Below are 23,166 nucleotides of genomic sequence, written 5' to 3'. Positions count from 1 at the left end.
GCGGGGAGGGAGGGGACGAGTGGGGGTCAGAGGGTGGCCGCCGCCGCGAGGGCGGCGCGCAGGTGGCCGTTCGCCTCGGTCAGCAGACGGGCCGCCGTCGGCCCGTCCACGTCGCCGAGCACGACGAGGATCGCGTTCTTGACCTCGCCGTCGGTGGCGGCGAGCGCGGCCTCGATGGCGCTGTCGTCGGCGCCGGTGGCCAGGGAGACGATGCGGCGCGAGCGGGCGCGCAGCTTCTCGTTCGACGCGCGTACGTCGACCATGAGGTTCCCGTACGTCTTGCCGAGCCGGATCATGGTGATCGTCGACAGCATGTTGAGGACGAGCTTCTGCGCCGTGCCCGCCTTCAACCGGGTCGAACCGGTGAGGAGTTCGGGGCCCACGACGACCTCGATACCGTGGTCGGCGGCGGCCGCGAGCGCGCTGTCCGCGTTGCAGGACAGGCCCACGGTGAGCGCGCCGTACGTGCGGCGGGCGTGCTCGACGGCGCCGATCGCGTACGGGGTGCGGCCCGAGGCGGAGATGCCGACCACGATGTCGTCGGCCGTCAGGTTCAGCGCGTCCAGGTCCTCGGCCGCGAGCTCCTTGGAGTCCTCGGCGCCCTCGACGGCGGTGACCATCGCGGACGGGCCGCCCGCGATCAGGCCGACGACCTCGCTCGGGTCCGTGTTGAAGGTGGGCGGGCACTCGGACGCGTCCAGGACCCCGAGCCGGCCGGCCGTGCCGGCGCCCGCGTAGATCAGGCGGCCGCCACGGGCCATCCGCTCGGCCGTGCCGTCGATCGCGGCGGCGATCGCGGGGAGCTGGGCGGCGACGGCGGTGGGGACGGAGGCGTCCTCCGCGTTCATGATCTTCGCGATCTCCAGCGTGGACTGCTGGTCGATCTCGGCGAGCTCCGGGCGGAACGCCTCCGTCGTGAGGGTCGCCAGCTGGGCGCGGAGTTCGGTGTACGTGGCGTCGGTGGACATCGTCGTCTCGGGGCCTTCTGTGGGGTGCGGGTGTTTTTCTGCCGGGTGTGTGCTGTGTGTGCGGGGTGCTGTCGTGCGGGGTGCTGTCGTGCGGGTGCGGGGCTCCGCCCCGGACCCCGCTCCTCGATCGCCGGAGGGGGCTTGAAAGGGGGCTCGAACGCGCTACTTGCGGGAGGAGGTTCGGTGGCGGTGGGCCAGGGCCTCGTAGGAAGCCGAGAGGGCCGGGGCCGTCGTCTCGTACGTGCGTTGCGCCACGCCCACGAACAGGCAGTCCACCACGAGGAGTTGGCTCGTGCGGGATGACATCGCGGCGGGGCGCAGCTCGCTCTCGCGGGCGATGGACGTGGTCAGGACGTGGTCGGCGTACTGCGAGACCGGGCCGTCGGGGCGGCCGGTGATCGCGATGGTCGTCGCACCGTGCTCGAAGGCGACGCGCAGCGGCTCGATGACGTCACCGGTCCCGCCGGAGTGCGTGATGGAGACCGCGACGTCGCCGGAGCGCAGCGTCACCGCGTTCGTGATCGCCAGGTGCGGGTCGCTGTGGGCGTGGGCGATGTGCCCGATCCGCAGCAGCTTCTGCGCGAGGTCCTGGGCGACGAGACCGGAGGCGCCGACGCCGTACACGTCGACGCGGCGGGCGGCCGCGAGGGCGTTCACGGCGGCGCCCAGCTGCACGGTGTCCAGACCGGCCGCCGTGTCCGCGAGGGTCTGCTGCTCGTCGTACGCGAGCTTGGCGACCACGTCGGCGATCGGGTCGTCGACCGCGATGTCGGCGGTGACGGCGGGGGCCCGGCCCGACTGCTGCTGGGCGGCGAGCCCGGCGAGGGCCAGGCGCAGGTCACGGTAGCCGGGGTAGCCGAGGAGGCGGGCGGTGCGGACCACCGTGGCCTCGCTCGTGCCGGTGAGCTCGGCGAGTCCGGTGACGGTCAGCGCCGCGCAGCCCGCCGGGTCACCCGCGACCGCCTCGGCGACCCGCTGCATGGAGCGGGTCATCGACGGCGCGAGGGTGCGCACCTTGGCCGCGAGGGCCGCCGGGGCGGGGGGCGCGTCACTCGCGAAACTTTCCTTCACGTTATTGCTCACGTACTGAAAGATATTTTCGCGGAGTGTCGTGGTCAAGAGTCCTTCGACCGGGACATGGGTCACATATGGGGGGCGTGAGGTGCGCGGGGTGGCGGGACAATGGGTCCATGGATTCCGTCAGCCCGCTCGAACAGGCCCTGCACGCCGCCCGCGCCCTCGTCCTCGCCGACCTCAAGGCGGTGGACGTCGCCGACGCGGACGTCGTCTCCCTCGTCGAGGAGTCGATCTCCTCGCGCCGCTGGTGGGTCGAGCAGTGGCCGGAGGGCGTCGCGTACGTCACCGGGCTCGTCGCGCAGGACGTGAAGGACGGCCTCCTCGAACGCTACGGCCGGTGGCCGCTCTGCCCCGTGTGCGGCGCGGGCTCGGGCACGGAGGGGCCGCACGCCCTGGACGTGGAACCGGAGCTGGGCGCCGACCCGCACTGGGTCTGCTCCGAGGCCGGGGTCGTGGTCGCCCCGGTGGGATCGCTCGGGACCGTGACCGGATGACCGTCTACATCGATCCGCCGACCTGGCCGGGGCACGGCCGGATGTGGTCCCACCTGGTCAGCGATGTCTCGTACGACGAACTGCACGCGTTCGCCGAGCGGTTGGGGGTGCCGCCGCGCGCCTTCGAACGCGACCACTACGACCTCCCGTCGCACCGCTACGAGGACGCGGTGCGGGCGGGGGCCGTGGCGATCGGGTCGAAGGAACTCGTGCGCAGGCTCACGGACGCGGGGCTGCGGCGGCCGAAGGGGCGGCCTGCGGTGCCGCCGCCGAGCCCGTGACGATCTTCGATCCGGTGCGGCGGTGCAGGCGCAGCGCGACGGCCGTCGCGGCGAGGGCCACCACCGTCATCGCGGCGCCCGCCCAGGCGGTGGCCGGGTAGCCGAGGTCCGCGTCGATGACCGTGCCGCCGAGCCACGGGCCGCCCGTGTTGCCGAGGTTGAACGCCGCCGTCGTGGTGGCACCGGCCAGGGTGGGGGCGGCGCCCGCGACGTTGAACATGCGGGCGTTGAGCGCCGGAGCCGTGTAGAACGCGGAGAGGCCGAGCAGGAACGACAGCGCCACCGCCGCGACCGCGACGTGACCGAGGACCGCGAGCGCCGCGAGGAAGACGGTCGAGGCGGTGATGCCGGTCAGCAGGACGCCGAAGAGGTGCGCGTCCGCGACCCGGCCGCCGATCGTCGTGCCGACCAGGGCGCCGATCCCGAACAGGGCGAGGACGCCGGGGACCCAGCCCTCGGGCAGACCCGCCACGTCCGTCAGGAGCGGCGAGAGGTAGCTGAACGCGCAGAAGACGCCGCCGGCCGCGAGCGCCGTGACGACGATCGAGAGCCACACCTGACGGTCGGCGTAGATGGCCAACTCGCGCTTGAGGCGCGGGCGTTCGGCCGGGAGCGGGATCGCGGGGACCAGCGTGACGATACCGACCAGGGCGACCGCGGAGGCCGCGCCCACCGCCCAGAACGCGGCCCGCCAGCCGAGCCCGTCGCCGAGGAAGGCGCCCGCCGGGACGCCCAGCACGTTCGCGATCGACAGGCCGCCGATCATCACGGCCATCGCGCGGGCCCGCTGGTTCACCGGCACCATCGCGATGGCGACCGCCGCGCCCACGGCCCAGAAACCGGCGCAGGCCAGCGCCGAGACGACACGGGACGCGAAGAGGACGGCGTACGACGGGGCGAGCGCGCCCGCGATCTGGCCGAGGCCGAAGACCGTGATCAGCGCGATGAGGGTGGTGCGGCGGGGCAGGCGCAAGGTCGCCACCGCGAGGAGCGGGGCGCCGACCACCATGCCGATCGCGAAGGCCGAGATCAGCAGACCGGCCTGCGGAATGGTGACGTCCATGTCGTCGGCGACCGCGGGGAGCAGGCCGGAGAGCATGAACTCGCTCGTGCCGAGAGCGAAGACGCTGAGGCCGAGGATGTAGACGGCCAGGGGCATGCGGGTGGGGGCGGGGGCGGGCTGAGGCGGCATGTAAGGGGTCAACCGGGGGCGCGGGCGTGGCATTCCCGGGAGGGCTTGGTCCGGAGGGTCGCGCCGGGGAGGTCCGAGTGATGCCGTTTCGCGCCGGTCTGGTTCGTTCTGTTCCCCGTTGCTGTGGGCGCTACTGGGGGCCCTGGAGCAGGTCGAGTTCCGTCCCCAGGTTCTCGCGGGCCGCCGACTCCCAGTGCTTCACCCCGTGCGGGGTCCTGAACAGCCGTGGCAGGTCGAGGAGTTGGCCCAGGACCGCCGCCCGGCCCGCGCGGAACGCCTCGTCGGGGACGAACGCGTACTCCTCGCGGACCGCCCTCGTGTACGCGGCGTACGTCTGCGCGTCCGAGGCGAGGATCGCCAGGTCGGCGTCGCACAGGGCCTCGCCGTTCGTGTCGCCGTCGGCCGGGTCGTGGGTGGTCGTGAGGCGGACCAGGCGCGCGACCTCGTCGACCCGCTCCCGCGCCAGTCCCGCTTCGTGCAGGGCGCGTTCGGCCAGGACGGCCGAGCGCTCCTCGTTCTCGGAGCGGTCCGGCCGGTACACCGCGTCGTGGAACCAGGCCGCGAGACGGACGAGGTCGGGGTCGTCCGCGTGCTCGGCCAGGGCGTCGACGTGGTCGAGGACCGCCTGGAGGTGCGCCGTGGTGTGGTAGCGGCGCTGCGGCTCCGCCCAGCGGGCCAGCAGGTTGTCGGCGTACGGGTACGGGTCGATGTCCGGGGTGCCGGTCGTCGCCCGCAGGGTGCGGGCCCAGCGCTCACGCAGCTCGGTCATGGGACGACCTTAACCGGCGGCGGACAGGGGGACGGCCCGCCGTCGCACACCCCCCGGGGGTGTGGGGCCGGCGGGTCGTCCGGCCCGGCCCAACGGGGCGGCACCGGAAGGCAGTTGTCCCTTCGTCGCGGGCGGCGGGCGCCCTACCGTGTGGTCATGACGACAGATGCCGTACGAGACGACATGCGGGACCCGGAACTGCCCGGACGGCTCCTGACCGCGGAACGGGACGTCCTGATCCCCCTGCTGAGGGCGCGGCCCGACACGGACTTCGCGCTGCGGACCGCGTGTCCGGGGTGGACGGTGCGGCATGTGCTCGCCCACTGCTCGGCCGCGCTGATACGCGTGGTGGAGAGCCGGTTCGAGAAGGGGGTCTTCAGCCCCGAGTGCAACGACCGGGACATCGCCGAACGGTCCGGCCGGTCGAACCAGGAGATCGTGGACGAGCTGGAGCGCGGGATGACCGAGGCGGGCGCGGCGATCGCGAAGGCGGGCGGCGTCCTGGACGGGGTGGCGCTCGGGGAGTGGATCCACGCGGGCGACGTACGGGAGGCCTTCGGCGAGCCGGGGGCGTACGCGGGCGCCGGGCTGCCGCTCGCGCTGGAGCTGCTGGTGCGGATCAGCCGGGACCGGGGGCACGTGGCGCTCCACGCGGACGTGGACGACCTGGACGCCCCGCTGGTGCTGGGCGCGGCCCCGGGCGACAAGCCCCCCGCGCGGTACATCGGCGGTGCGGGCGTGCTGCTGCGGCTGTACTCGGGGCGGCCCGTGGTCGGCGCGCGGTACGAGCTGGCCGGGGTCGCGGAGGCGGAGCTGAACCTGTTCGGGTGAGCCGTGCGGGGGTCCCGCGCCGGGTCAGGGCGCTTCACGACGCCCGCCGCGCGGAGCGTCGCCGGGTCCGTCGTGCCCAGGATCGCCACGCTGAACGCCGCGCTCGCGAAGACTCGGATCGCCCGCACCGCGTCGCCGACGCGGTGCGGGCGGTGGGTGCCCGTCGCCGCTGTGGCGCCGGACGGGGCCGGGGTGATGGTCGCTGTCGTCATGCTTCCAGCATGCGATTCGGGCATACCGTGCACATCGGCCCCAGGGTGTAACCCTCGTACGACCCCCGGGGGACCCGTCCCCTAGGGAACCCGGGGCGACCACCCGGGTGGCCCGCACGGCGGGGAAAACCGTTGGCATCGGCACCCATCCGTCCCGTACACTCCCCGTCTTCCCCGCCTCCCTTCGCCCGTGTCGAAGCCGGAGCGCGCCGCCGACCGGACGGAAACCGGCCGGACCCGTTGCGTACCCGTACCTCGGAGCCGGAGGCAGAACCCCGTGAGCACGTCACCGCTCGACCGCGAGCGCGCGCACCTCGTGTCGTCCCGCGCCGCCCTGCGCGCCATGCGCGAGGACGCCCAGTCGCTCGACATCCGCGACGTCACCGCGAACTGGGTGAACGCCGAGGTGCTCCAGCGCCAGATCGACGAGCGGATCAAGGCGCTGGCCGACCTCAGCCACACCCCGCTGTTCTTCGGCCGGCTCGACTACCTGCACGCGCCCGGCGCCGACCGGGCCGAAGGCGCCGAGGGTGAGCAGTTCTACATCGGGCGCAGGCACGTCCACGACGGCGATGGCGACCCCATGGTCATCGACTGGCGCGCGCCCGTCTCGCAGCCGTTCTACCGGGCCTCCAAGAAGGACCCGATGGACGTCGCGCTGCGCCGCCGCTTCGGCTACACCGGCGGCGAGCTCACCGCGTACGAGGACGAGCACCTCTCCGACCCGGAGGAAGTGGCCCGCACCAGCGCCCTGCTCCAGCAGGAGATCGAGCGGCCGCGCGTCGGCCCGATGCGCGACATCGTGGCGACCATCCAGCCCGAGCAGGACGAGATCGTCCGCAGCGGCCTCGCCGGATCCGTCTGCGTCCAGGGCGGCCCCGGCACCGGAAAGACCGCCGTCGGCCTGCACCGTGTCGCCTACCTGCTGTACGCGCACCGCGAGCGGCTCGCCCGCACCGGCACCCTCGTCATCGGGCCGAACAAGTCGTTCCTGCACTACATCGAGCAAGTGCTGCCCGCGCTCGGCGAGTTGGAGGTCAAGCAGGCCACCGTCGACGACCTCGTCGCCCAGGGGACCCAGGTGGAGGTGCGCGGCACCGACGACTCCGCCGCCGCGGTGATCAAGGGCGACGCCCGGATGGCCGAGGTGCTGCGGCGCGCCCTGCGCTCGCACATCACCGAGCCGACCGAGGGCGTCGTGGTCGTCCGCGGCTCACGCCGGTGGCGCGTCCCCTCGTACGAACTCCAGGACATCGTGCGGGAGTTGGCCGCACGCGACATGCGGTACGGCGCCGCGCGCGAGGCGCTGCCGCGGCGGATCGCGCACGCCGTGCTCGTCCAGATGGAGCGGGCGGGCGAGGCGCCGGACGACCGCGTGCAGGACTCCGTCGCGCGCAACACCGCCGTGAAGGCCGCGGTCAAGGCCGTCTGGCCGGCCGTGGACCCGGCGAAACTGGTGCTGCGGCTGCTGTCCGACGCGGAGTTCCTCGCCGAGCACGCGGAGGGTCTGCTCGACGAGGCCGAACAGAAGGCCATCCTGTGGCAGAAGCCGGCGCGCAGCGTGCGGTCCGCCAAGTGGTCCGCCGCGGACGCCGTGCTGATCGACGAGGTCGGCGATCTCGTCGAGCGGACGCACTCGCTCGGGCACGTCGTCCTCGACGAGGCGCAGGATCTGTCGCCGATGCAGTACCGCGCGGTCGGGCGGCGGGCGACGACCGGCTCGGTGACCGTGCTCGGCGACCTCGCGCAGGGGACCACGCCCTGGGCGACGCGGAGTTGGGGCGAGGCGCTCGCGCATCTCGGCAAGGCCGACGCGGTGGTGGAGGAGCTGACGGCGGGCTTCCGTGTGCCGACGGACGTCATCACGTACGCCTCGCGGCTGCTGCCGCACATCGCGCCCGGACTCGCGCCGGTGAAGTCGGTGCGGGAGAACCCGGGGCAGTTCGAGGTGCGGGCCGTCACGGGTGACGCGGAGATCGTCGACGCGTGTCGTCGGGCGCTGGAGAACGAGGGGTCGGTCGGGCTCATCGCGGCGGACGCGCGGTGCGAGGGGCTGGGGGCGGCTCTGGGCGAGGCGGGCCTCGCGTATCTCTCGCCGGGGGAGGAGACGACGGCCGAGTCGCGGTTGACGCTGGTGCCGGCGTCGCTGGCCAAGGGGCTCGAGTACGACTACGTGGTCCTGGACGAGCCGGGGGCGATCGTGGCGGGGGAGCCGGATGGGCGGACGGGGTTGCGGCGGTTGTATGTGGCGCTGACCCGGGCGGTGTCGGGGCTTGTGGTCGTACATTGCGCTCCGCTGCCGGGGGAGTTGGGGCGGGTGTAGGTGCGGGGCGCGCCTTCTTTGGTGGCCGGGCTTGGATGGGCAGCCGGGGCTGGGGCCGAGGTCTCGGGGCTCCGCCCCGGGCCCCGCTGCTCAATCGCCGCAGGGGCTTGATTGGGCTGGGTGGTTCGTTTGCTGCGGGGCGGGGCGGGGCGGGGCGGGGCGGGGCTTGGGCGGGCGGCCGGGGCTGGGGCTGAGGTCTCGGGGCTCTGCCCCGGGCCCCGCTGCTCAATCGCCGCAGGGGCTTGATTTGCTGGGGTGGTTCGTTTGCTGGGGCCGGGGCTGGGGCTGAGGTTTCGGGGCTCTGCTCCGGGCCCCGCTGCTCAATCGCCGCAGGGGCTTGAATTGCCCGGGTGGCTCGTTCGGCGTGGGCCCGGTGGCGTGGCCGGGCTCAGGTGTCCAGGGCGTTTCGCCATACTCGGACCGCTTCCGCCGAGACCGGGCCCGTCCAGCCTGTCGGGCGGGAGGCTCCGCCGATGTGGAAGGCGGTGATTCCGGCCTCGCGCAGGCGCGGGACGTGGTCGAGGCGGAGGCCGCCGCCGACCAGGATCTGCTGCTCGTAGCCGGGCTCGCCGGACGCCGCGCGGGCGGCCTCCGCGATCAGGACGTCGAGGCCGGCGTCCACGCCGTCGGCCGAGCCGGCCGTCAGGTACGTGTCGAGGCCGGGCAGGTCGGCGAGCTGCTTGCGCAGGGCGTCGCGGTCCGCGGCGCGGTCGACGGCCCGGTGGAACGTCCAGCGGCAGCCGTCGAGCTCCGCGACGAGCCGCTCGACGGCGGTGAGGTCGGGGCCGCCGTGCTCGTCCAGGAAACCGAGCACGAACTCGTCCGCGCCCGCCGCGCGCAGCGCGCGCGGCGCCGGTCAGGGCGTCCACGTCACCCGCCGCGAAGCCGTCGGCGAGGCGCAGCATCACGCGCAGCGGGATGTCCACGGCCGCGCGGATCGCCGCGAACGTCTCCACGGACGGGGTCAGGCCGTCGGCCGCCATGTCCGTGACCAGCTCCAGCCGGTCCGCGCCCCCGGCCTGGGCGGCGATCGCGTCCTCGGCGTCGAGGGCGATCACCTCCAGGACTGCCCGCTTGCTCATGAGGCCCCTCACACGTACGCCGATAGGTCTAGTCCAATGTCCCGCCCAGCCTACGCCGCGTGCACCGTGAACGCAGCCGTCCTGACCTCGCCGTCGTGCTTGAAGTCCAGGAAGAGGCGGTACGTCCCCGTGCTCGGCGCGGTCGCGGTGAACGAAACCTCCGGGCCCGGCCTGCCGTCATGCGGGTGAACGTGAAGGTACGCGAGGTCGCCCGAGCGCAGCGCGACCAGGTGCCCGTACGCGCCGAGGTACGGCTCCAGATCGGTGACGGGACGGCCGTCCTTGCTGACGCTGAGCGTGAGCGCGCTCGCCGCGCCCGCCCGCAGCTCCCCGTCGACCTTCACCTCGTACCCGTCCGCGACCTTCGCGGTGTCCGCGTGCTCGGGGAGCGGAGCCGGAGCATAGGTGCCCGCGACCCCCAGGCCCGCGCCGAGGGTGAGCCCCTCCTTCTCGCCACGCGGTGTGAAGTCGGCGAAGACCCGGTAGTCGCCCGCCTTCGGCAGTGAGACCGGCGTCGACCAGGTGCCGTCCGCGGCCCGTACGGGATGCAGATGCCGGTACGCGGTCAGGTCCCGCGAGGCGACGATCAGGTGCAGCTCCTTGCCGTGCTCCTTCGTGTACGCGGTCACGGGCTTGCCGGTGGCGTCCTTGCGGATGGTGAAACGGATCTCGCCGGTCCGGCCGGGCAGCCGGTCCCGCGCGAGGTCGAGCGTGTAGCCGCGCTCGGAGACCTGGAGGCCGCCGGGCGTCGTGCTCGCGGCCGTGGCCCCGGTCGCGGCGTCGGTTCCGGTGCCTTCCTCGTGGCCGCCGTGGCCGCCCTCGTCCCCGTGGGCCCGCGCCGGGCGCTCCTGTGCGGTGACGGGGCCGACCCCGCTCCCCACTCCGTACGCGGTGCCGAACGTGGCGGCGACGCCGGCGGCGAAGGCGGTGATCTTCAGTCCAGTGCGCATGACGACTCCCGGGTCCGGAGGGGGCGGGCCGGGCGGCCCGTGACAACGAAGATACCCCCAGGGGGTATGAAGTCAAGTCCGGAATCCTCTTGCCCCCGATACCCCCTAGGGGTATAAATGGATCTCGTCGAGGGGTACCCGGCCGGGGTATTCCATCACCGAGGAGGCCTCATGTCGGCGCACACCGTCGCCCCACCCGCGCAGGTGGAACTCGCCATCGGCGGCATGACCTGCGCGTCGTGCGCCGCCCGCATCGAGAAGAAGCTGAACCGCATGGACGGCGTCGAGGCGACCGTCAACTACGCGACCGAGAAGGCGAAGGTCTCCTTCGCGGACGGCGTCGACGTCGCCGACCTCATCGCGACCGTCGAGGCCACCGGGTACACGGCACAGGAGCCCACGCCCCCGGCCGCTTCCGGTGGCGGCGAGGCGGACGGGGCCGCCGACGCCGACGAGCTGCGGCCGCTGCGGCAGCGGCTGATCACCGCGGTCGTCCTCTCCGTACCCGTCGTCGCGATGGCGATGATCCCGGCCCTCCAGTTCGAGTACTGGCAGTGGCTGTCCCTGACGCTGGCCGCGCCGGTCGTGACCTACGCGGCCTGGCCCTTCCACAAGGCGGCGTTCACCAACGCGCGGCACGGCGCCGCCACGATGGACACGCTGATCTCGATCGGCACGTCCGCCGCGTTCCTCTGGTCGCTGTGGGCGCTGTTCTTCGGCACGGCCGGCACCCCCGGCATGACGCACCCCTTCGAGTTCACCATCGAGCGCGGCGACGGCGCGGGGAACATCTACCTGGAGGCCGCCGCCGGCGTCACCGCGTTCATCCTCGCGGGCCGCTACTTCGAGGCGCGCTCCAAGCGGAAGGCGGGCGCCGCGCTGAAGGCCCTGCTCGAACTCGGCGCCAAGGACGTCACCGTGCTCCGGGGCGACGGACGACGTGAAGAGACCGTCCCCGTGAGCGAGTTGAAGGTCGGCGACCGCTTCCTCGTACGGCCCGGCGAGAAGATCGCCACGGACGGCACGGTCGTCGAGGGCTCCTCCGCCGTCGACGCCGCCATGCTCACCGGCGAGTCCGTGCCCGTCGAGGTCGCGACCGGCGACACCGTCACCGGCGCCACGCTCAACGTCGGCGGCCGCCTCGTCGTCGAGGCCACCCGGGTCGGCGCCGACACCCAACTCGCCCGGATGGCCCGGCTGGTGGAGGACGCGCAGAACGGCAAGGCCGCCGCCCAGCGGCTCGCCGACAGGATCTCCGCCGTCTTCGTGCCCGTCGTCATCGCGCTCGCCGTCGCCACGCTCGGCTTCTGGCTCGGCAGCGGCGCGGGACTGACCGCCGCGTTCACCGCCGCCGTCGCCGTCCTGATCATCGCCTGCCCCTGCGCCCTCGGGCTCGCCACGCCGACCGCGCTCATGGTCGGCACCGGCCGCGGCGCCCAGCTCGGCATCCTCATCAAGGGCCCCGAGGTCCTGGAGACGACCCGCGAGGTCGACACGATCGTCCTCGACAAGACCGGCACGGTCACCACGGGCCGCATGACGCTGCTCGCCACGCACGTCACGGACGGTACGGACACGGAGGAAGTCCTGCGCCTCGCCGGGGCGTTGGAGCACTCCTCCGAGCACCCGATCGCGCGCGCCGTCGCCGCCGGGTACGCGGGTGAACTGCCCGCCCCCGAGGACTTCGCGAACGTCGCCGGGCTCGGTGTCCAGGGCATCGTCGAGGGCCACGCGGTCCTCGTCGGACGCGAGCAGCTGCTCGCCGAGTGGGAGATCCACCTGCCCGTCGAACTGGCCCGCGCCAAGGCGGCGGCCGAGGCGGCAGGCCGTACGGCCATCGCGGTGGCCTGGGACGGGGAGGCCCGCGCGGTCCTGGAGGTCGCCGACGCGGTGAAGGACACCAGCGCCGACGCGATCCGCAGGCTGCGCGCGCTCGGGCTGCGCCCGGTGCTGCTGACCGGGGACAACGAGGCGGTCGCGCGGTCCGTCGCCGCCGAGGTCGGCATCGACGCGGCGGACGTCTTCGCCGAGGTCCTGCCCGAGGACAAGGTCGACGTCGTCAAGCGCCTCCAGAAGGAAGGGCGTTCGGTGGCCATGGTCGGCGACGGCGTCAACGACGCGGCGGCGCTCGCCCAGGCGGACCTCGGCCTGGCCATGGGCACCGGCACGGACGCGGCGATCGAGGCCGGCGACCTCACCCTCGTACGGGGTGACCTGCGGTCGGCGGCCGACGCGATCCGGCTCTCCCGCAAGACGCTGGGCACGATCCGCTCGAACCTGTTCTGGGCGTTCGCCTACAACGTGGCGGCGCTGCCGCTCGCCGCGGCGGGCCTCCTGAACCCGATGATCGCGGGGGCGGCCATGGCCTTCTCCTCGGTCTTCGTGGTCGCCAACAGCCTGCGGCTGCGGCGGTTCCGGGCCGGCTTCTAAGGTCTGTCCGGCGGATCCTGTCGCGGACGCGACCGAGGCCCGGGGCCCTGCCCCGGGCCTGTCGCCGTCTCACCGCGGGAGCTCGGGCGGCTCACCCGGCGTCGCGGGGACGTGACCCCGGGAACCCACCCGCTACCGTGGACCAGATGAGCCCCAACGAGCAGAAGCCGGCAGCCCCCCGGTCCCTCGCGGAAGCGCTCCGCGCCCGGGACGACGCCTCACTGGCGCGGCTCCTGCGGGCCCGGCCCGATCTGCTCGGGCCCGTGCCGAACGACCTGACACAGCTCGCCACCCGGGCCGGGACCCGCGCCTCCGTCATCCGGGCCCTGGATCATCTGGACCGGTTCACGCAGCAGGTGGCGCAGGCGCTCGCGGTGGGGCCCGAGCCGGCGACGTATGCCGAACTGCTCGCGCTGCTGCCCGGCGAGCGCACCGCCGACGTCCTGCCGGGTGCCGTCGCCACCCTGCGGGAACAGGCCCTGGTGTGGGGCGGCGACGATCAGTTGCGTCTGGTGCGGACCGCGCGTGAGCTGCTCGCTCCGACTCCGCAGCACCCCTCCCCGACGGGCCTCGGGCCGACCGTGGCCGAGGCGACCTCGGGCATGTCGCCGGGGCGCATCCAGGAGATCGTCGTGGCGGCCGGACTCTCCTCCACCCACGACCCGGTCTCGGCGGTGGCCGCGCTCACGCAGCTGTTCACCTCCCCCGACCGGATGTCGGCGCTGCTCGACGAGGCCCCGGCCGAATCCGTCGACGTACTGAACCGGCTCGTGTGGGGACCCCCGTACGGGCAGGTCACCGCACGGCCCGCCGCACACCTGCGCTGGCTGCTCGACCGGGCGCTGCTCGTGCCCACGAACCCGGGCACCGTCGTGCTGCCCCGCGAAGTGGCCCTGCACCTGCGCGGCGGCCGGGCGCACCGGACCCTGGAGCCCCTCGCCCCCGACGTGCGGGAGAAGGCCACCCACCGTCCACAGGTGGTGGACGCGGCGGCGGCCGCCCAGGCGCACACGGCGCTCGACACCGTCGAGGAGCTCCTCAAGGACTGGGACGAGGGCGGTCCGGCCGTGCTGCGGGCCGGCGGTCTGAGCGTGCGCGACCTCAAGCGCACCGCGACGGCCCTCGACACGTCCGAGCAGGTCGCCGCCTTCTGGGTCGAACTCGCCTACGCGGCGGGCCTGTTGGCGTCCGACGGCGAGGCCGACGAGCGGTTCGCGGCGACACCCGCCTACGACGAGTGGTCCGAGCGGCCCCCGGCCGAGCGCTGGACCCGGCTCGCGGCGGCGTGGCTCGCGGCGACCCGCACCCCTGGTCTGGTCGGCGGGCGCGACGGGAAAGACCGGACGCTGTCCGCGCTCGGCCCCCACCTGGACCGAAGCGCGGCTCCGGAAGTGCGGCGCCGGGTGCTCGGCCTGGTGGCGGACCTACCGGAAGGCGCCGCGCCCGACCCCGAGTCCGTGACCGACCGGCTGACCTGGGAGAGGCCCTCGCCGGGCGCCCTCGACCTGCGGACCCGGCTCGCCCGCTGGACGCTGGAGGAAGCCGAACTGCTCGGCGTCACCGGACGCGGCGCGCTCTCCGCGCACGGCCGGGCCCTGCTCGGCGCCTCCCCGGACGACACCGGGGCCGCGGCCACCCCCGCCGAGGCCGCCGCCCGCGCCGAGAAACTCCTCAGCCCCCTGCTGCCCGAGCCGCTCGACCACGTCCTGCTCCAGGCCGACCTGACCGCCGTCGCCCCCGGCCCGCTGGAGCGGCCGCTCGCGGAGACCCTCGCCGTCCTCGCCGACGTCGAGTCGAAGGGCGGCGCGACCGTCTACCGGTTCACGCCGGGCTCGGTGCGCCGCGCCCTCGACGCCGGCCGCACCGCCTCCGACCTGCACACCTTCCTGACCGCGCACTCCCGTACGCCGGTCCCGCAGCCGCTCGCCTACCTCATCGACGACGTGGCCCGCCGCCACGGACACCTGCGGATCGGCGCCGCCTCCGCCTACGTGCGCTGCGACGACGACGCCGTGCTCGGCGAGATCCTCGCCGACTCGCGGTCCGCCGCCCTGCGCCTGCGCCGCCTCGCCCCCACGGTCCTCGCCGCCCAGGCCGACCCCGGCACGCTCCTCGAAGGGCTGCGCGCGATGGGATTCGCGCCCGCCGCCGAGACCCCCGACGGCGACGTCATGATCACCCGTGCCCACGCCCGCCGCACCCCGCCGCGCACCGCCCCCGAGCCGGTCCCCGAGGGCCCGCCGCTGCCCGACGGCCCCCTCCTCGACGCCGCGATCCGGTCGATCAGAGCGGGCGACATGGCCGCCACCACCCCGCGCAAGGCGGCCGTGCCCGCCCACCCGGGAGGCAGCGCGCTGCCGCGCACCACCGCCGCCGACACCCTCGCCACGATGCAGGCCGCGGTCATGACGGGCGAGAGCCTGTGGATCGGCTACGTCAACGCCGAGGGGGCCGCCAGCCAGCGCGTCATCGCCCCGATCCGGGTCGAGGGCGGCTTCGTCACCGCGTACGACCACACGGCCGACGAGGTCCGTACGTATCCGCTGCACCGGGTGACCGGTGTCGCCGAGCTGGAGCCGGACGCGACCTGAGGGCCCGCCGCCCGAGCCCCGCCCGCGCACCCCGGGCGGACGGCGGTGGCCCACCGGCGGACTCCCGTCACGCCGCGCACCCCGCGTCATGCGGCACACTGGACGTTTGGCCGAACGCCCGAGGCCGAACGGAAGGGTGCCACGCGTGAATGGTCCACTCATCGTCCAGTCGGACAAGACCCTGCTCCTGGAGGTCGACCACGAGCAGGCCGACGCCTGCCGCCGCGTGATCGCCCCGTTCGCCGAGCTGGAGCGGGCGCCCGAGCACATCCACACCTACCGGCTGACGCCGCTCGGGCTGTGGAACGCGCGGGCCGCGGGCCACGACGCGGAGCAGGTCGTCGACGCGCTCGTCGAGTTCAGCCGCTACCCCGTGCCGCACGCGCTGCTCGTCGACATCGCCGAGACGATGGACCGCTACGGCCGCCTCACGCTCTCCAAGCACCCGGCCCACGGGCTCGTCCTGACCTCCACCGACCGGCCGGTCCTGGAAGAGATCCTGCGCTCCAAGCGGATCCAGCCGCTGGTCGGCGCCCGCATCGACGCCGACACCGTCGCCGTGCACCCCTCCGAGCGCGGCCAGATCAAGCAGACGCTCCTCAAGCTGGGCTGGCCCGCCGAGGACCTCGCGGGATACGTCGACGGCGAGGCGCACCCCATCGAACTCGACGAGGACGGCTGGTCGCTGCGCCCGTACCAGAAGCAGGCCGTGGAGGGCTTCTGGCACGGCGGGTCCGGCGTCGTCGTCCTGCCCTGCGGCGCGGGCAAGACGCTCGTCGGCGCCGGCGCGATGGCGCAGGCCAAGGCGACGACCCTGATCCTCGTCACGAACACCGTCTCGGCCCGCCAGTGGAAGCACGAGCTGGTCAAGCGCACCTCGCTCACCGAGGAGGAGATCGGCGAGTACAGCGGCACGAAGAAGGAGATCCGCCCCGTCACCATCGCCACCTATCAGGTGCTGACGACGAAGCGGAAGGGGATCTACCCCCACCTGGAACTCTTCGACTCCCGCGACTGGGGCCTGGTGGTCTACGACGAGGTGCACCTGCTGCCCGCGCCGGTCTTCAAGTTCACCGCCGACCTCCAGGCCCGCCGCCGTCTCGGACTCACCGCCACCCTCGTGCGCGAGGACGGGCGCGAGTCGGACGTCTTCTCGCTGATCGGGCCGAAGCGGTTCGACGCGCCGTGGAAGGAGATCGAGGCGCAGGGATACATCGCGCCCGCCGACTGCGTCGAGGTCCGCGTCAATCTCACCGACTCCGAGCGGCTCGCGTACGCCACCGCCGAGGCCGAGGAGAAGTACCGGTTCTGCGCCACGACGGCGACGAAGCGGAAGGTCACCGAGGCGCTCGTGCGCAAGCACGCGGGCGAGCAGACCCTCGTCATCGGGCAGTACATCGACCAGCTCGACGAACTGGGCGCCCACCTGGACGCCCCGGTCATCAAGGGCGAGACGACGAACGCGGTCCGCGAGAAGCTCTTCGAGGCGTTCCGCCAGGGCGAGATCTCCGTCCTCGTCGTCTCCAAGGTCGCGAACTTCTCCATCGACCTGCCCGAGGCGACCGTCGCGATCCAGGTGTCGGGCACCTTCGGCTCCCGGCAGGAGGAGGCACAGCGCCTCGGCCGCGTCCTGCGCCCGAAGGCCGACGGCCATGAGGCCCGCTTCTACTCCGTCGTCGCCCGCGACACCATCGACCAGGACTTCGCGGCCCACCGCCAGCGCTTCCTGGCCGAGCAGGGCTACGCGTACCGGATCGTCGACGCGGACGAACTGCTCGCCGACGGCTGACGGCACCCCGCGAGGACGAAGGCGACCCCCAGCAGCGGATAGGGGGACGCCAACGGCTGCTGCCACCAGTCCAGTTGGAGATCCAGGTCTCCCTGGTGGGGCAGCAGCCACATGGTGCGCGCCGTGAAGACGAGGGCCAGCGCCACGGTCGTACGGCGCCGCCCCTCCGCCCACAGCACGGCCAGCAGCGGCACGCACCACACCCAGTGGTGGGACCAGCTGACCGGCGACACGAGCAGCCCGGTCAGCGCCGTGTACGCGATCCCGCGCGCCGGGGTACGGGCGGTGCGGGCCGCGTACAGGCCCGCCGCACCGGCGAGCACCGCCGGGACCGCCCAGAGCGCGCCCGGCTCCGCCGTGTGCAGGACGCGCGCGACCAGCCCCTGCAAGGACTGGTTGTCGACGATCCACGCCTTGCCCACCCGGCCCGTCTCGAACAGCCGCCGGGTCCAGAACTCCCAGGTCGCGTACGGCAGTACGGTCGCGCCGACCGCCACCGTCCCGGCGAATCCGAGCGCGGCGCGGCCCGCCTCGCGGCGGCGCCCGGTGAGCAGCAGGTAGGCGACGAAGACGGCCGGGGTGAGCTTGACCCCGATCGCGACGCCGAGCGCGAGGCCCTTGCCGCGGGCCCCGTCCGGCCGGTTCAGATCCCACAGGACCAGACAGGCCAGCGCCAGGTTGATCTGCCCGAACAGGACGGTCTGGAAGACCGGTTCGAGCCACAGGGCGCCCGCCGTGACCGCGCAGACCGAGGCCCGCGTCGGCCGCAGCCCCGCCGCCCGGCAGGACAGGTGGACCAGGAGGGCGAGCAGCGCGATGTTGCCGAGGAGACACACCGCCTTGAGCGCGGCGAGCGGCGGCCAGGCCGCCGGCACGAACAGCAGCGCCGCGAACGGCGGGTAGGTGGCGGGCAGTTGCCACCGCGTCACCGTGAACCCGTACAGCCCGGCGCCGCCGTCCCCGCGCGCCGCCGCGGCCCCCTCCGCGCGGTACACCAACGTGTCGGCCATCGGGGCGTGTTGGGCGACGCAGAGCGTCACGAACGCCGCGACGGACACGGCGAGCAGGAGGTGGGCGATGGTGCGTGTGCGAACGGTCACGGGAGGTGACTGTAGGTGATCCCGGGCGAATCGGGCGGTGTTGTCCCGCGGCCGGGTGCCCGGAAGCCGCGGGGGCGCGATACCGTCGGGACGTCAACCGCACCGCCCCGGAGGGGACTTCGTGGGGATCGAGAGCGACCAGATCGTCTTCGACTATCTGAGCAGGGTCGGGGACCTGGCCCAGCAGCGCCAGTTGCCGTCCCAGACCCGGATGCGCCTGGTCTCCGAGCTGCGCAACGAGATCGACCGGCGCCGCGCCAAGGTCACCGTGGACAGCCCCGCCGCCGTGCGCCGCATCCTGGGGCACCTGGGCAGCCCGGACCGGATCGTCACCGAGGCGGGCGAGAGCGCCGGTACGGGCGGTGGCGGCGCGCCCGTCGCGTTCGCGCCGGAGGTGCCCGAGCAGCGGACCGGCCGGAGCGGCGGCCTGCGCAAGATCGTGCCGCGCCCGCGTCGCGACCCCGCCCCCGAACCCGTACGGGACACCGACCGCGACGCGCCGTCGCCGCCGCACCTCGCCGGGACCGACGAACTCGGCTCGTCCGACGTGGACATGGACTGGTGGCGGACCGTCGGCGACACCGGGCCCGGCGGAGCGGCCGAGACCGATGTCGTGCCCGGGTTCACGGGCGGCGTCGAGATCCCCGACATCCTCAAACCGCCGCCGAAGCGGAACGCCCCCGACCTGCGCAAGAAGCCGGCCGCCGAGCCCGAGCCCGCAGCGCAGGACGAGGAGGAGGACGAAGCCGTCGAGGTCGCGGGACCGAGGCGGACACTGCCCCGTCTCGGTCCCGTCGGCGGCTGGACCAACCCGCTCCTGCTGCTCGCGGCCGTCGCGCTCGTGGCCGGCGCGGCCTTGGGCAACGTCCTCGCGCTGCTGCTCGGCTGGGCCGTCGTCTACCTCTCCCGGCGCCTGACCCTCGGCCAGAAGAAGTGGGCCGTGTTCGGCCTGCCGGGGCTCGCCGCGACGGGCGGCATCGTCTGGCTGTGGGGCCGCAGCGAAGGCCGGTGGGGCGAACCCATCGCCGACGGGCGGATGAGCGGCGCGCTCTCCGACACCTGGCCGTGGGTGCTGCGCTGCGCCGCGATCGCCTCCGCCCTCTACCTCGTCTGGCGCTCCCAGCGGAACCGCTGACCGCTGACCTCCGGCCCCCGACCGCTCACCGGGTCAGTCAGCGCGTCAGGTCCGACTGGAGCTCCGCCAGGATCCCGTTCGCCGCCGTGTAGCCGATGCCCTGGATCCACAGCTCGTCGTCGACCTGGAAGACCTTGCCGTCCTTGACCGCCCTGAGGTTCTTCCACAGGCCGCTCGTCGTGGTCTGCGTGACCTTCGCCTTGCCCGGACTGCCGTAGGTCGACGTGAAGATGACGTCCGCGTCCGCCGCGTCGATCTGCTCCGGACTCACGTCGTACGAGAACCCGTCCTTGGCCTTGTCGGTGATCGCGGGCCGCCCGACGCCGACGTCGGCGAGGATCGTGCCGATGTAGTTCCGCTTCCCGTAGACGCGGATGTCGGCGCCCTCGACGAAGCGGACGACGTTGACCTCCGTCGCGGCCGCCTTCTTCCTGCCGCCGAGCGCCTTGGTGACGGCCGCCGCGTGCGCCTCGTACTTCTTGATCACCTTCTTCGCCCGCGGCTTCCTGCCGAGCGCGTCGGCGTGCACCAGGAAGTTCTGCTTCCAGGGGTAGCCGGTCGTCTCCGTGAGGACGGTCGGGGCGATGGCGCTGAGCTGCTTGTACCGCTGACCGTCGCGGACCTCGCTGCTGAGGATCAGGTCCGGCTTGAGACCCGCGATCTTCTCCAGGTTCGGGGCGGTGATCTCGCCGACCTCCGTGATGCCCTTCGTCGCGGACGCCGGGAGGTAGGAGAGGAAGGCGTCCTCGGCACCGGCGCGGGTCGCGCCGACCGGCTTCACCCCGAGCGTGATCGCCGAGTCGAGCTCGGCGGTGTCCAGGACGACCACGCGCTTCGGAGCGTTCTTGACCTTGACGTCGCCCCTGGCGGTCTTCACCGTGTGGGTCCCGTTCGGACCGGCGCTCCGGCCGCCGTCCTTCGCGCCGGAGTCGGACGAGCTACAGGCGGACAGGGCCAGGGCCGTGGTGAGGGTGAGCGTTCCGATGACAGTGCCGCGGTGCCTGAGGTGCATGGGGTGCCTTTCGGGGGCGCTTCTACAGGGTGGACGTTCCTTGCCACGGCGCTCCCGGAACCACCAGCGGGGAGCCCGTCACGGGGTCGGGCACCACCACGCAGTCCAGACCGAAGACCTCCTTGACGAGGCCGGCCGTGACGATCTCGTCCGGGGCGCCCTCGGCGACGATCCGGCCCGCCTTCATGGCGACGAGGTGGTCGGCGTAGCGGGCCGCCTGGTTGAGGTCGTGCAGGACGACGGCGACGGTGCGCTTCTTGTCGTGGTTCAACTGCCGTACGAGATCCAGGACTTCCACCTGGTGGGAGATGTCCAGGTAGGTGGTGGGCTCGTCCAGCAGGAGGATCTCGGTCTCCTGCGCGAGCGCCATCGCGATCCAGACGCGCTGGCGCTGCCCGCCGGACAGCTCGTCGACGTTGCGGTCCGCGAGAGCCGCGACATCGGTGCGCTCCATCGCCTCCGTCACCGCCCGCTCGTCCGCGTCGGACCACTGCTGCCACCAGTGCTGGTGCGGCTGACGGCCCCGCGAGACGAGGTCGGCGACCGTGATCGCCTCGGGCGCCACCGGCGACTGCGGGAGCAGCCCGATCTGCTGGGCGATCCTCTTCGTGGGCAGCTCGGCGAGGGCCCGCCCGTCGAGCAGGACGGAACCGCCCGCGGGCTTCATGAGACGGCCGAGCGCCCGCAGCGTCGTGGACTTCCCGCACGCGTTCGGCCCGACGATCACGGTGACCCGCCCGTCGGGCACGGCGAGGTCCAGGTCGTGCACGACCGTGCGGTCCTCGTAGGCGAGCGTCAGATCGCGGGCCGAGAGCCGGCTCATGCGGTGCCTCCGGAAGGGCGGACGGTACGGCTGCGAACGATCAGCCAGATCAGGTACGGGGCGCCGACCGCGGCGGTGAGCACGCCGACCGGCAGTTCCGTGGGGGAGAAGAGACGGCGGGCCAGCAGATCGCCGACGACCACGATCAGCGCGCCCAGCAGCGCCGAACAGACCAGCGGGATCTGCGCGGTACGGGTCAGCCGGCGGGCGATCTGCGGGGCGAGCAGCGCCACGAAGTCGACCGGACCCGCGGCGCCCGTGGCCACGGACGCCAGGATCACGCCGAGCGCCACCAGCCCCAGCCGGACCCGGCCGAGCCGGACGCCGAGCGCCGTCGCCGTGTCGTCGTCCAGGGAGACCGTGCGCTGCGCACGGGCCGCCCACGCCACGCACGGCACGAGGACGAGCAGCACCAAGGCGAGGGGCCGCGCCTCGGGCCAGCCGCGCCCGTTCAACGAGCCCGTCATCCAGATCTGCGCCTGCTGGGCGACCAGATAGTCGCCCTTCGTCATGAAGAGCGTCGTCACCGAGCGGAGCGCGATCGCGAAACCGATGCCGATCAGCACGAACCGGGTGGCGTGCAGGCCGCCGCGCCAGGCGAAGAGGTACACGAGCGCGGCCGCGACGACACCCCCGGCGACGGACACGTACGGCAGCGCGGCGGTGCTGGTCAGACCGAAGGGCATCGCCGCGACCGTCACCGCGCTCGCGCCCTGGCTGATGCCGATGATGTCGGGGCTGGCCAGCGGGTTGCGGGCGACCGTCTGGATCAGCGCGCCCGCGACGCCGAACGCCGCGCCCACCAGGAGCCCGACGACCATGCGCGGCTCCCGCAGCGTGCCGACCACGAGCTCGTCCGGCGACGGCCGGCCCGTGACGACCTTGAAGACCTCGACCGGGCTGGTGAACGTCTCGCCCACGCACAGGTACGCGAGACAGCCGACGGCGAGGAGCACGGCCAGGACCGTCGCCACCACCGTCGCCCTGCGGTGCAGCAGGAAACGGGCACGGCCCGCGCGCAGCACGGTGTAGCCCGCGGGACGCACTCCCCGTACGAGCGTGCTCATGCGGGCACCGCCTTCCTGCGCACCAGGGTCACCAGGAACGGGACGCCGATCAGTGCCGTCATCACGCCCGCGGGCACCTCGCTCGGCGGGAAGATCACCCGGCCCACGGTGTCCGACACGAGGAGCATGACCGGGCCGGTGAGCGCCGCCATCGGCAGCAGCCAGCGGTGGTCGGAGCCGACCAGGGCGCGGGCGATGTGCGGCACGGCCAGACCGATGAACGCGATCGGCCCGGCGGCGGCCACCCCCACACCCGTGAGGACCGTCGCGCCGAGCCCGCCGACGATCCGTACCGTCGCGACCCGCTGCCCGAGGCCCTTGGCCACGTCCTCGCCGAGCGCGAGCGCGTCCAGGCCGCGCGCGACCGCGTACACGAGGACGACGCCGACGAGGAGGAACGGCCAGATCTGGCCGACCAGCTCGGAGTCCCGGCCGGACAGCGAACCCACCTGCCAGAACCGGAACTCGTCGAGCGCGGAGGCCTTCGTGGTGAGGACCGCCGTCGTCACGGAGACCAGGAGGGCGTTGATCGCCGCGCCGCCGAGCGCCAGCTTCACCGGTGTCGCGCCGCCTCTCCCGCTGGACGCGATCGCGTACACGGCGACGGACGCGATGCCCGCCCCCGCGAACGCGAACCACACGTACCCGGTCAGCGTGTGGATGCCGACGTACGCGATCGCGAGCACGACCCCCACCGAGGCGCCCTGGCTGATGCCGAGGATGCCCGGGTCGGCGATCGGGTTGCGGGTGATGCCCTGGAGCACGGTGCCCGCGAGCGCGAGCGCCGCCCCGACCATCAGGCCGACCAGTGTGCGCGGCAGCCGCAGCCCCCGCACCACCTCGGCGGCGTCGCTGTGCCCGCCGTGCAGCAGGGCGTCGAACACGGCGGACGGGGCGATCGCGCGGGCGCCGACCGCGAGGCTGAGCAGCACCGCGAGGGCCAGGGCCACGACCGCCGCCACGATCGCGACGGCGCGGCGTCTGACGGGCATGTGCGTGCTCTCTCCACAATCAACGGGACACGGCCTTGGTAAGGCTTA

Annotated in this window: 18 protein-coding genes and 1 pseudogene; 8 read left to right on the top strand and 11 right to left on the bottom strand. The window is 73.6% G+C overall.

Annotated features, from left to right (window positions below; all coding sequences use genetic code 11):
- Window positions 1-26 precede the first annotated feature (26 nt).
- Window positions 27-968 (bottom strand): N-acetylmuramic acid 6-phosphate etherase, encoded by a 942-nt coding sequence (gene murQ, locus V2W30_RS17935; RefSeq protein ID WP_338697803.1) that lies wholly within the window; start codon window positions 966-968, stop codon window positions 27-29.
- Window positions 969-1,130: 162 nt separating this feature from the next.
- Window positions 1,131-2,051: a MurR/RpiR family transcriptional regulator gene (locus tag V2W30_RS17930; RefSeq protein ID WP_338697801.1), complete on the bottom strand. Its 921-nt coding sequence runs from the start codon at window positions 2,049-2,051 to the stop codon at window positions 1,131-1,133.
- Window positions 2,052-2,158: 107 nt separating this feature from the next.
- On the opposite strand from V2W30_RS17930, the gene V2W30_RS17925 reads away from it, so the two are divergent.
- Both V2W30_RS17925 and V2W30_RS17920 read left to right on the top strand, forming a co-directional pair.
- Window positions 2,159-2,539, top strand: a complete 381-nt coding sequence (locus V2W30_RS17925; protein ID WP_338697799.1) for a hypothetical protein — start codon at window positions 2,159-2,161, stop codon at window positions 2,537-2,539.
- Window positions 2,536-2,820 carry a DUF4031 domain-containing protein gene (locus tag V2W30_RS17920; RefSeq protein ID WP_338697796.1) on the top strand — a complete coding sequence of 95 codons (285 nt, stop codon included), beginning with the start codon at window positions 2,536-2,538 and terminating at the stop codon, window positions 2,818-2,820. The genes V2W30_RS17925 and V2W30_RS17920 overlap by 4 nt, the downstream gene beginning before the upstream one ends.
- On the opposite strand, the gene V2W30_RS17915 is transcribed toward V2W30_RS17920, so the two are convergent.
- Together V2W30_RS17915 and V2W30_RS17910 are read right to left on the bottom strand one after the other, a co-directional pair.
- On the bottom strand, window positions 2,759-3,979 hold the full coding sequence (locus V2W30_RS17915) for a Cmx/CmrA family chloramphenicol efflux MFS transporter (RefSeq protein ID WP_338703663.1): 1,221 nt from the start codon (window positions 3,977-3,979) through the stop codon (window positions 2,759-2,761). The two genes, V2W30_RS17920 and V2W30_RS17915, sit on opposite strands and share 62 nt — an antisense overlap.
- A 163-nt stretch (window positions 3,980-4,142) precedes the next feature.
- On the bottom strand, window positions 4,143-4,781 hold the full coding sequence (locus V2W30_RS17910; protein ID WP_338697794.1) for a hypothetical protein: 639 nt from the start codon (window positions 4,779-4,781) through the stop codon (window positions 4,143-4,145).
- 156 nt (window positions 4,782-4,937) lie between these two features.
- Here V2W30_RS17910 and V2W30_RS17905 point away from each other — a divergent pair, with 156 nt between their 5' ends.
- Both V2W30_RS17905 and V2W30_RS17900 read left to right on the top strand, forming a co-directional pair.
- Entirely contained in the window at window positions 4,938-5,612 is a 675-nt protein-coding gene (locus tag V2W30_RS17905; protein WP_338697792.1) for a maleylpyruvate isomerase family mycothiol-dependent enzyme, read from the top strand.
- Between the two features lie 555 nt (window positions 5,613-6,167).
- A complete protein-coding gene (locus V2W30_RS17900) occupies window positions 6,168-8,147 on the top strand; it encodes an AAA family ATPase (protein ID WP_338703662.1) in 1,980 nt (659 codons plus the stop codon).
- 388 nt (window positions 8,148-8,535) lie between these two features.
- On the opposite strand, the pseudogene V2W30_RS17895 reads toward V2W30_RS17900, so the two are convergent.
- Together V2W30_RS17895 and V2W30_RS17890 are read right to left on the bottom strand one after the other, a co-directional pair.
- A pseudogene (locus V2W30_RS17895) lies at window positions 8,536-9,229 on the bottom strand (copper homeostasis protein CutC).
- A 50-nt stretch (window positions 9,230-9,279) separates the two neighbouring features.
- Window positions 9,280-10,179 (bottom strand): hypothetical protein, encoded by a 900-nt coding sequence (locus V2W30_RS17890; RefSeq protein ID WP_338697790.1) that lies wholly within the window; start codon window positions 10,177-10,179, stop codon window positions 9,280-9,282.
- Window positions 10,180-10,350: 171 nt separating this feature from the next.
- Between V2W30_RS17890 and V2W30_RS17885 the strand changes: the two genes are divergently transcribed.
- From V2W30_RS17885 to V2W30_RS17875, 3 genes are all read left to right on the top strand, one after another.
- Window positions 10,351-12,609, top strand: a complete 2,259-nt coding sequence (locus V2W30_RS17885) for a heavy metal translocating P-type ATPase (protein WP_338697788.1) — start codon at window positions 10,351-10,353, stop codon at window positions 12,607-12,609.
- A 146-nt stretch (window positions 12,610-12,755) separates the two neighbouring features.
- On the top strand, window positions 12,756-15,200 hold the full coding sequence (locus V2W30_RS17880) for a helicase C-terminal domain-containing protein (protein ID WP_338697786.1): 2,445 nt from the start codon (window positions 12,756-12,758) through the stop codon (window positions 15,198-15,200).
- A gap of 145 nt (window positions 15,201-15,345) precedes the next feature.
- A complete protein-coding gene (locus V2W30_RS17875; RefSeq protein ID WP_338697784.1) occupies window positions 15,346-16,989 on the top strand; it encodes a DNA repair helicase XPB in 1,644 nt (547 codons plus the stop codon).
- Here V2W30_RS17875 and V2W30_RS17870 read toward each other — a convergent pair.
- Complete coding sequence (locus tag V2W30_RS17870; RefSeq protein WP_425244554.1) at window positions 16,941-18,089, bottom strand: glycosyltransferase 87 family protein; 1,149 nt, start codon at window positions 18,087-18,089, stop codon at window positions 16,941-16,943. The genes V2W30_RS17875 and V2W30_RS17870 overlap by 49 nt on opposite strands.
- A 121-nt stretch (window positions 18,090-18,210) precedes the next feature.
- Between V2W30_RS17870 and V2W30_RS17865 the strand changes: the two genes are divergently transcribed.
- Window positions 18,211-19,224, top strand: a complete 1,014-nt coding sequence (locus tag V2W30_RS17865) for a hypothetical protein (RefSeq protein ID WP_338697783.1) — start codon at window positions 18,211-18,213, stop codon at window positions 19,222-19,224.
- A gap of 37 nt (window positions 19,225-19,261) precedes the next feature.
- Here the strand turns inward: V2W30_RS17865 and V2W30_RS17860 are convergent, their stop codons facing one another.
- From V2W30_RS17860 to V2W30_RS17845, 4 genes are read right to left on the bottom strand one after another with little or no spacing between them, the layout of a single operon-like run.
- Window positions 19,262-20,236, bottom strand: a complete 975-nt coding sequence (locus V2W30_RS17860; protein ID WP_338697781.1) for an iron-siderophore ABC transporter substrate-binding protein — start codon at window positions 20,234-20,236, stop codon at window positions 19,262-19,264.
- A 22-nt stretch (window positions 20,237-20,258) separates the two neighbouring features.
- Window positions 20,259-21,059, bottom strand: coding sequence for an ABC transporter ATP-binding protein (locus V2W30_RS17855; RefSeq protein ID WP_338697779.1), 801 nt, complete (start codon window positions 21,057-21,059; stop codon window positions 20,259-20,261).
- Window positions 21,056-22,126: an iron ABC transporter permease gene (locus V2W30_RS17850; protein ID WP_338697777.1), complete on the bottom strand. Its 1,071-nt coding sequence runs from the start codon at window positions 22,124-22,126 to the stop codon at window positions 21,056-21,058. The genes V2W30_RS17855 and V2W30_RS17850 overlap by 4 nt, the downstream gene beginning before the upstream one ends.
- Complete coding sequence (locus V2W30_RS17845; protein ID WP_338697775.1) at window positions 22,123-23,118, bottom strand: iron ABC transporter permease; 996 nt, start codon at window positions 23,116-23,118, stop codon at window positions 22,123-22,125. Before V2W30_RS17845 ends, V2W30_RS17850 begins: the two co-directional genes overlap by 4 nt.
- Window positions 23,119-23,166 lie beyond the last annotated feature (48 nt).

Source organism: Streptomyces sp. Q6 (assembly GCF_036967205.1).
GTDB lineage: Bacteria > Actinomycetota > Actinomycetes > Streptomycetales > Streptomycetaceae > Streptomyces > Streptomyces citrinus.
Note: the sequence above shows the minus strand (reverse complement) of the source record. Positions and strands in the feature narration are given on the sequence as shown.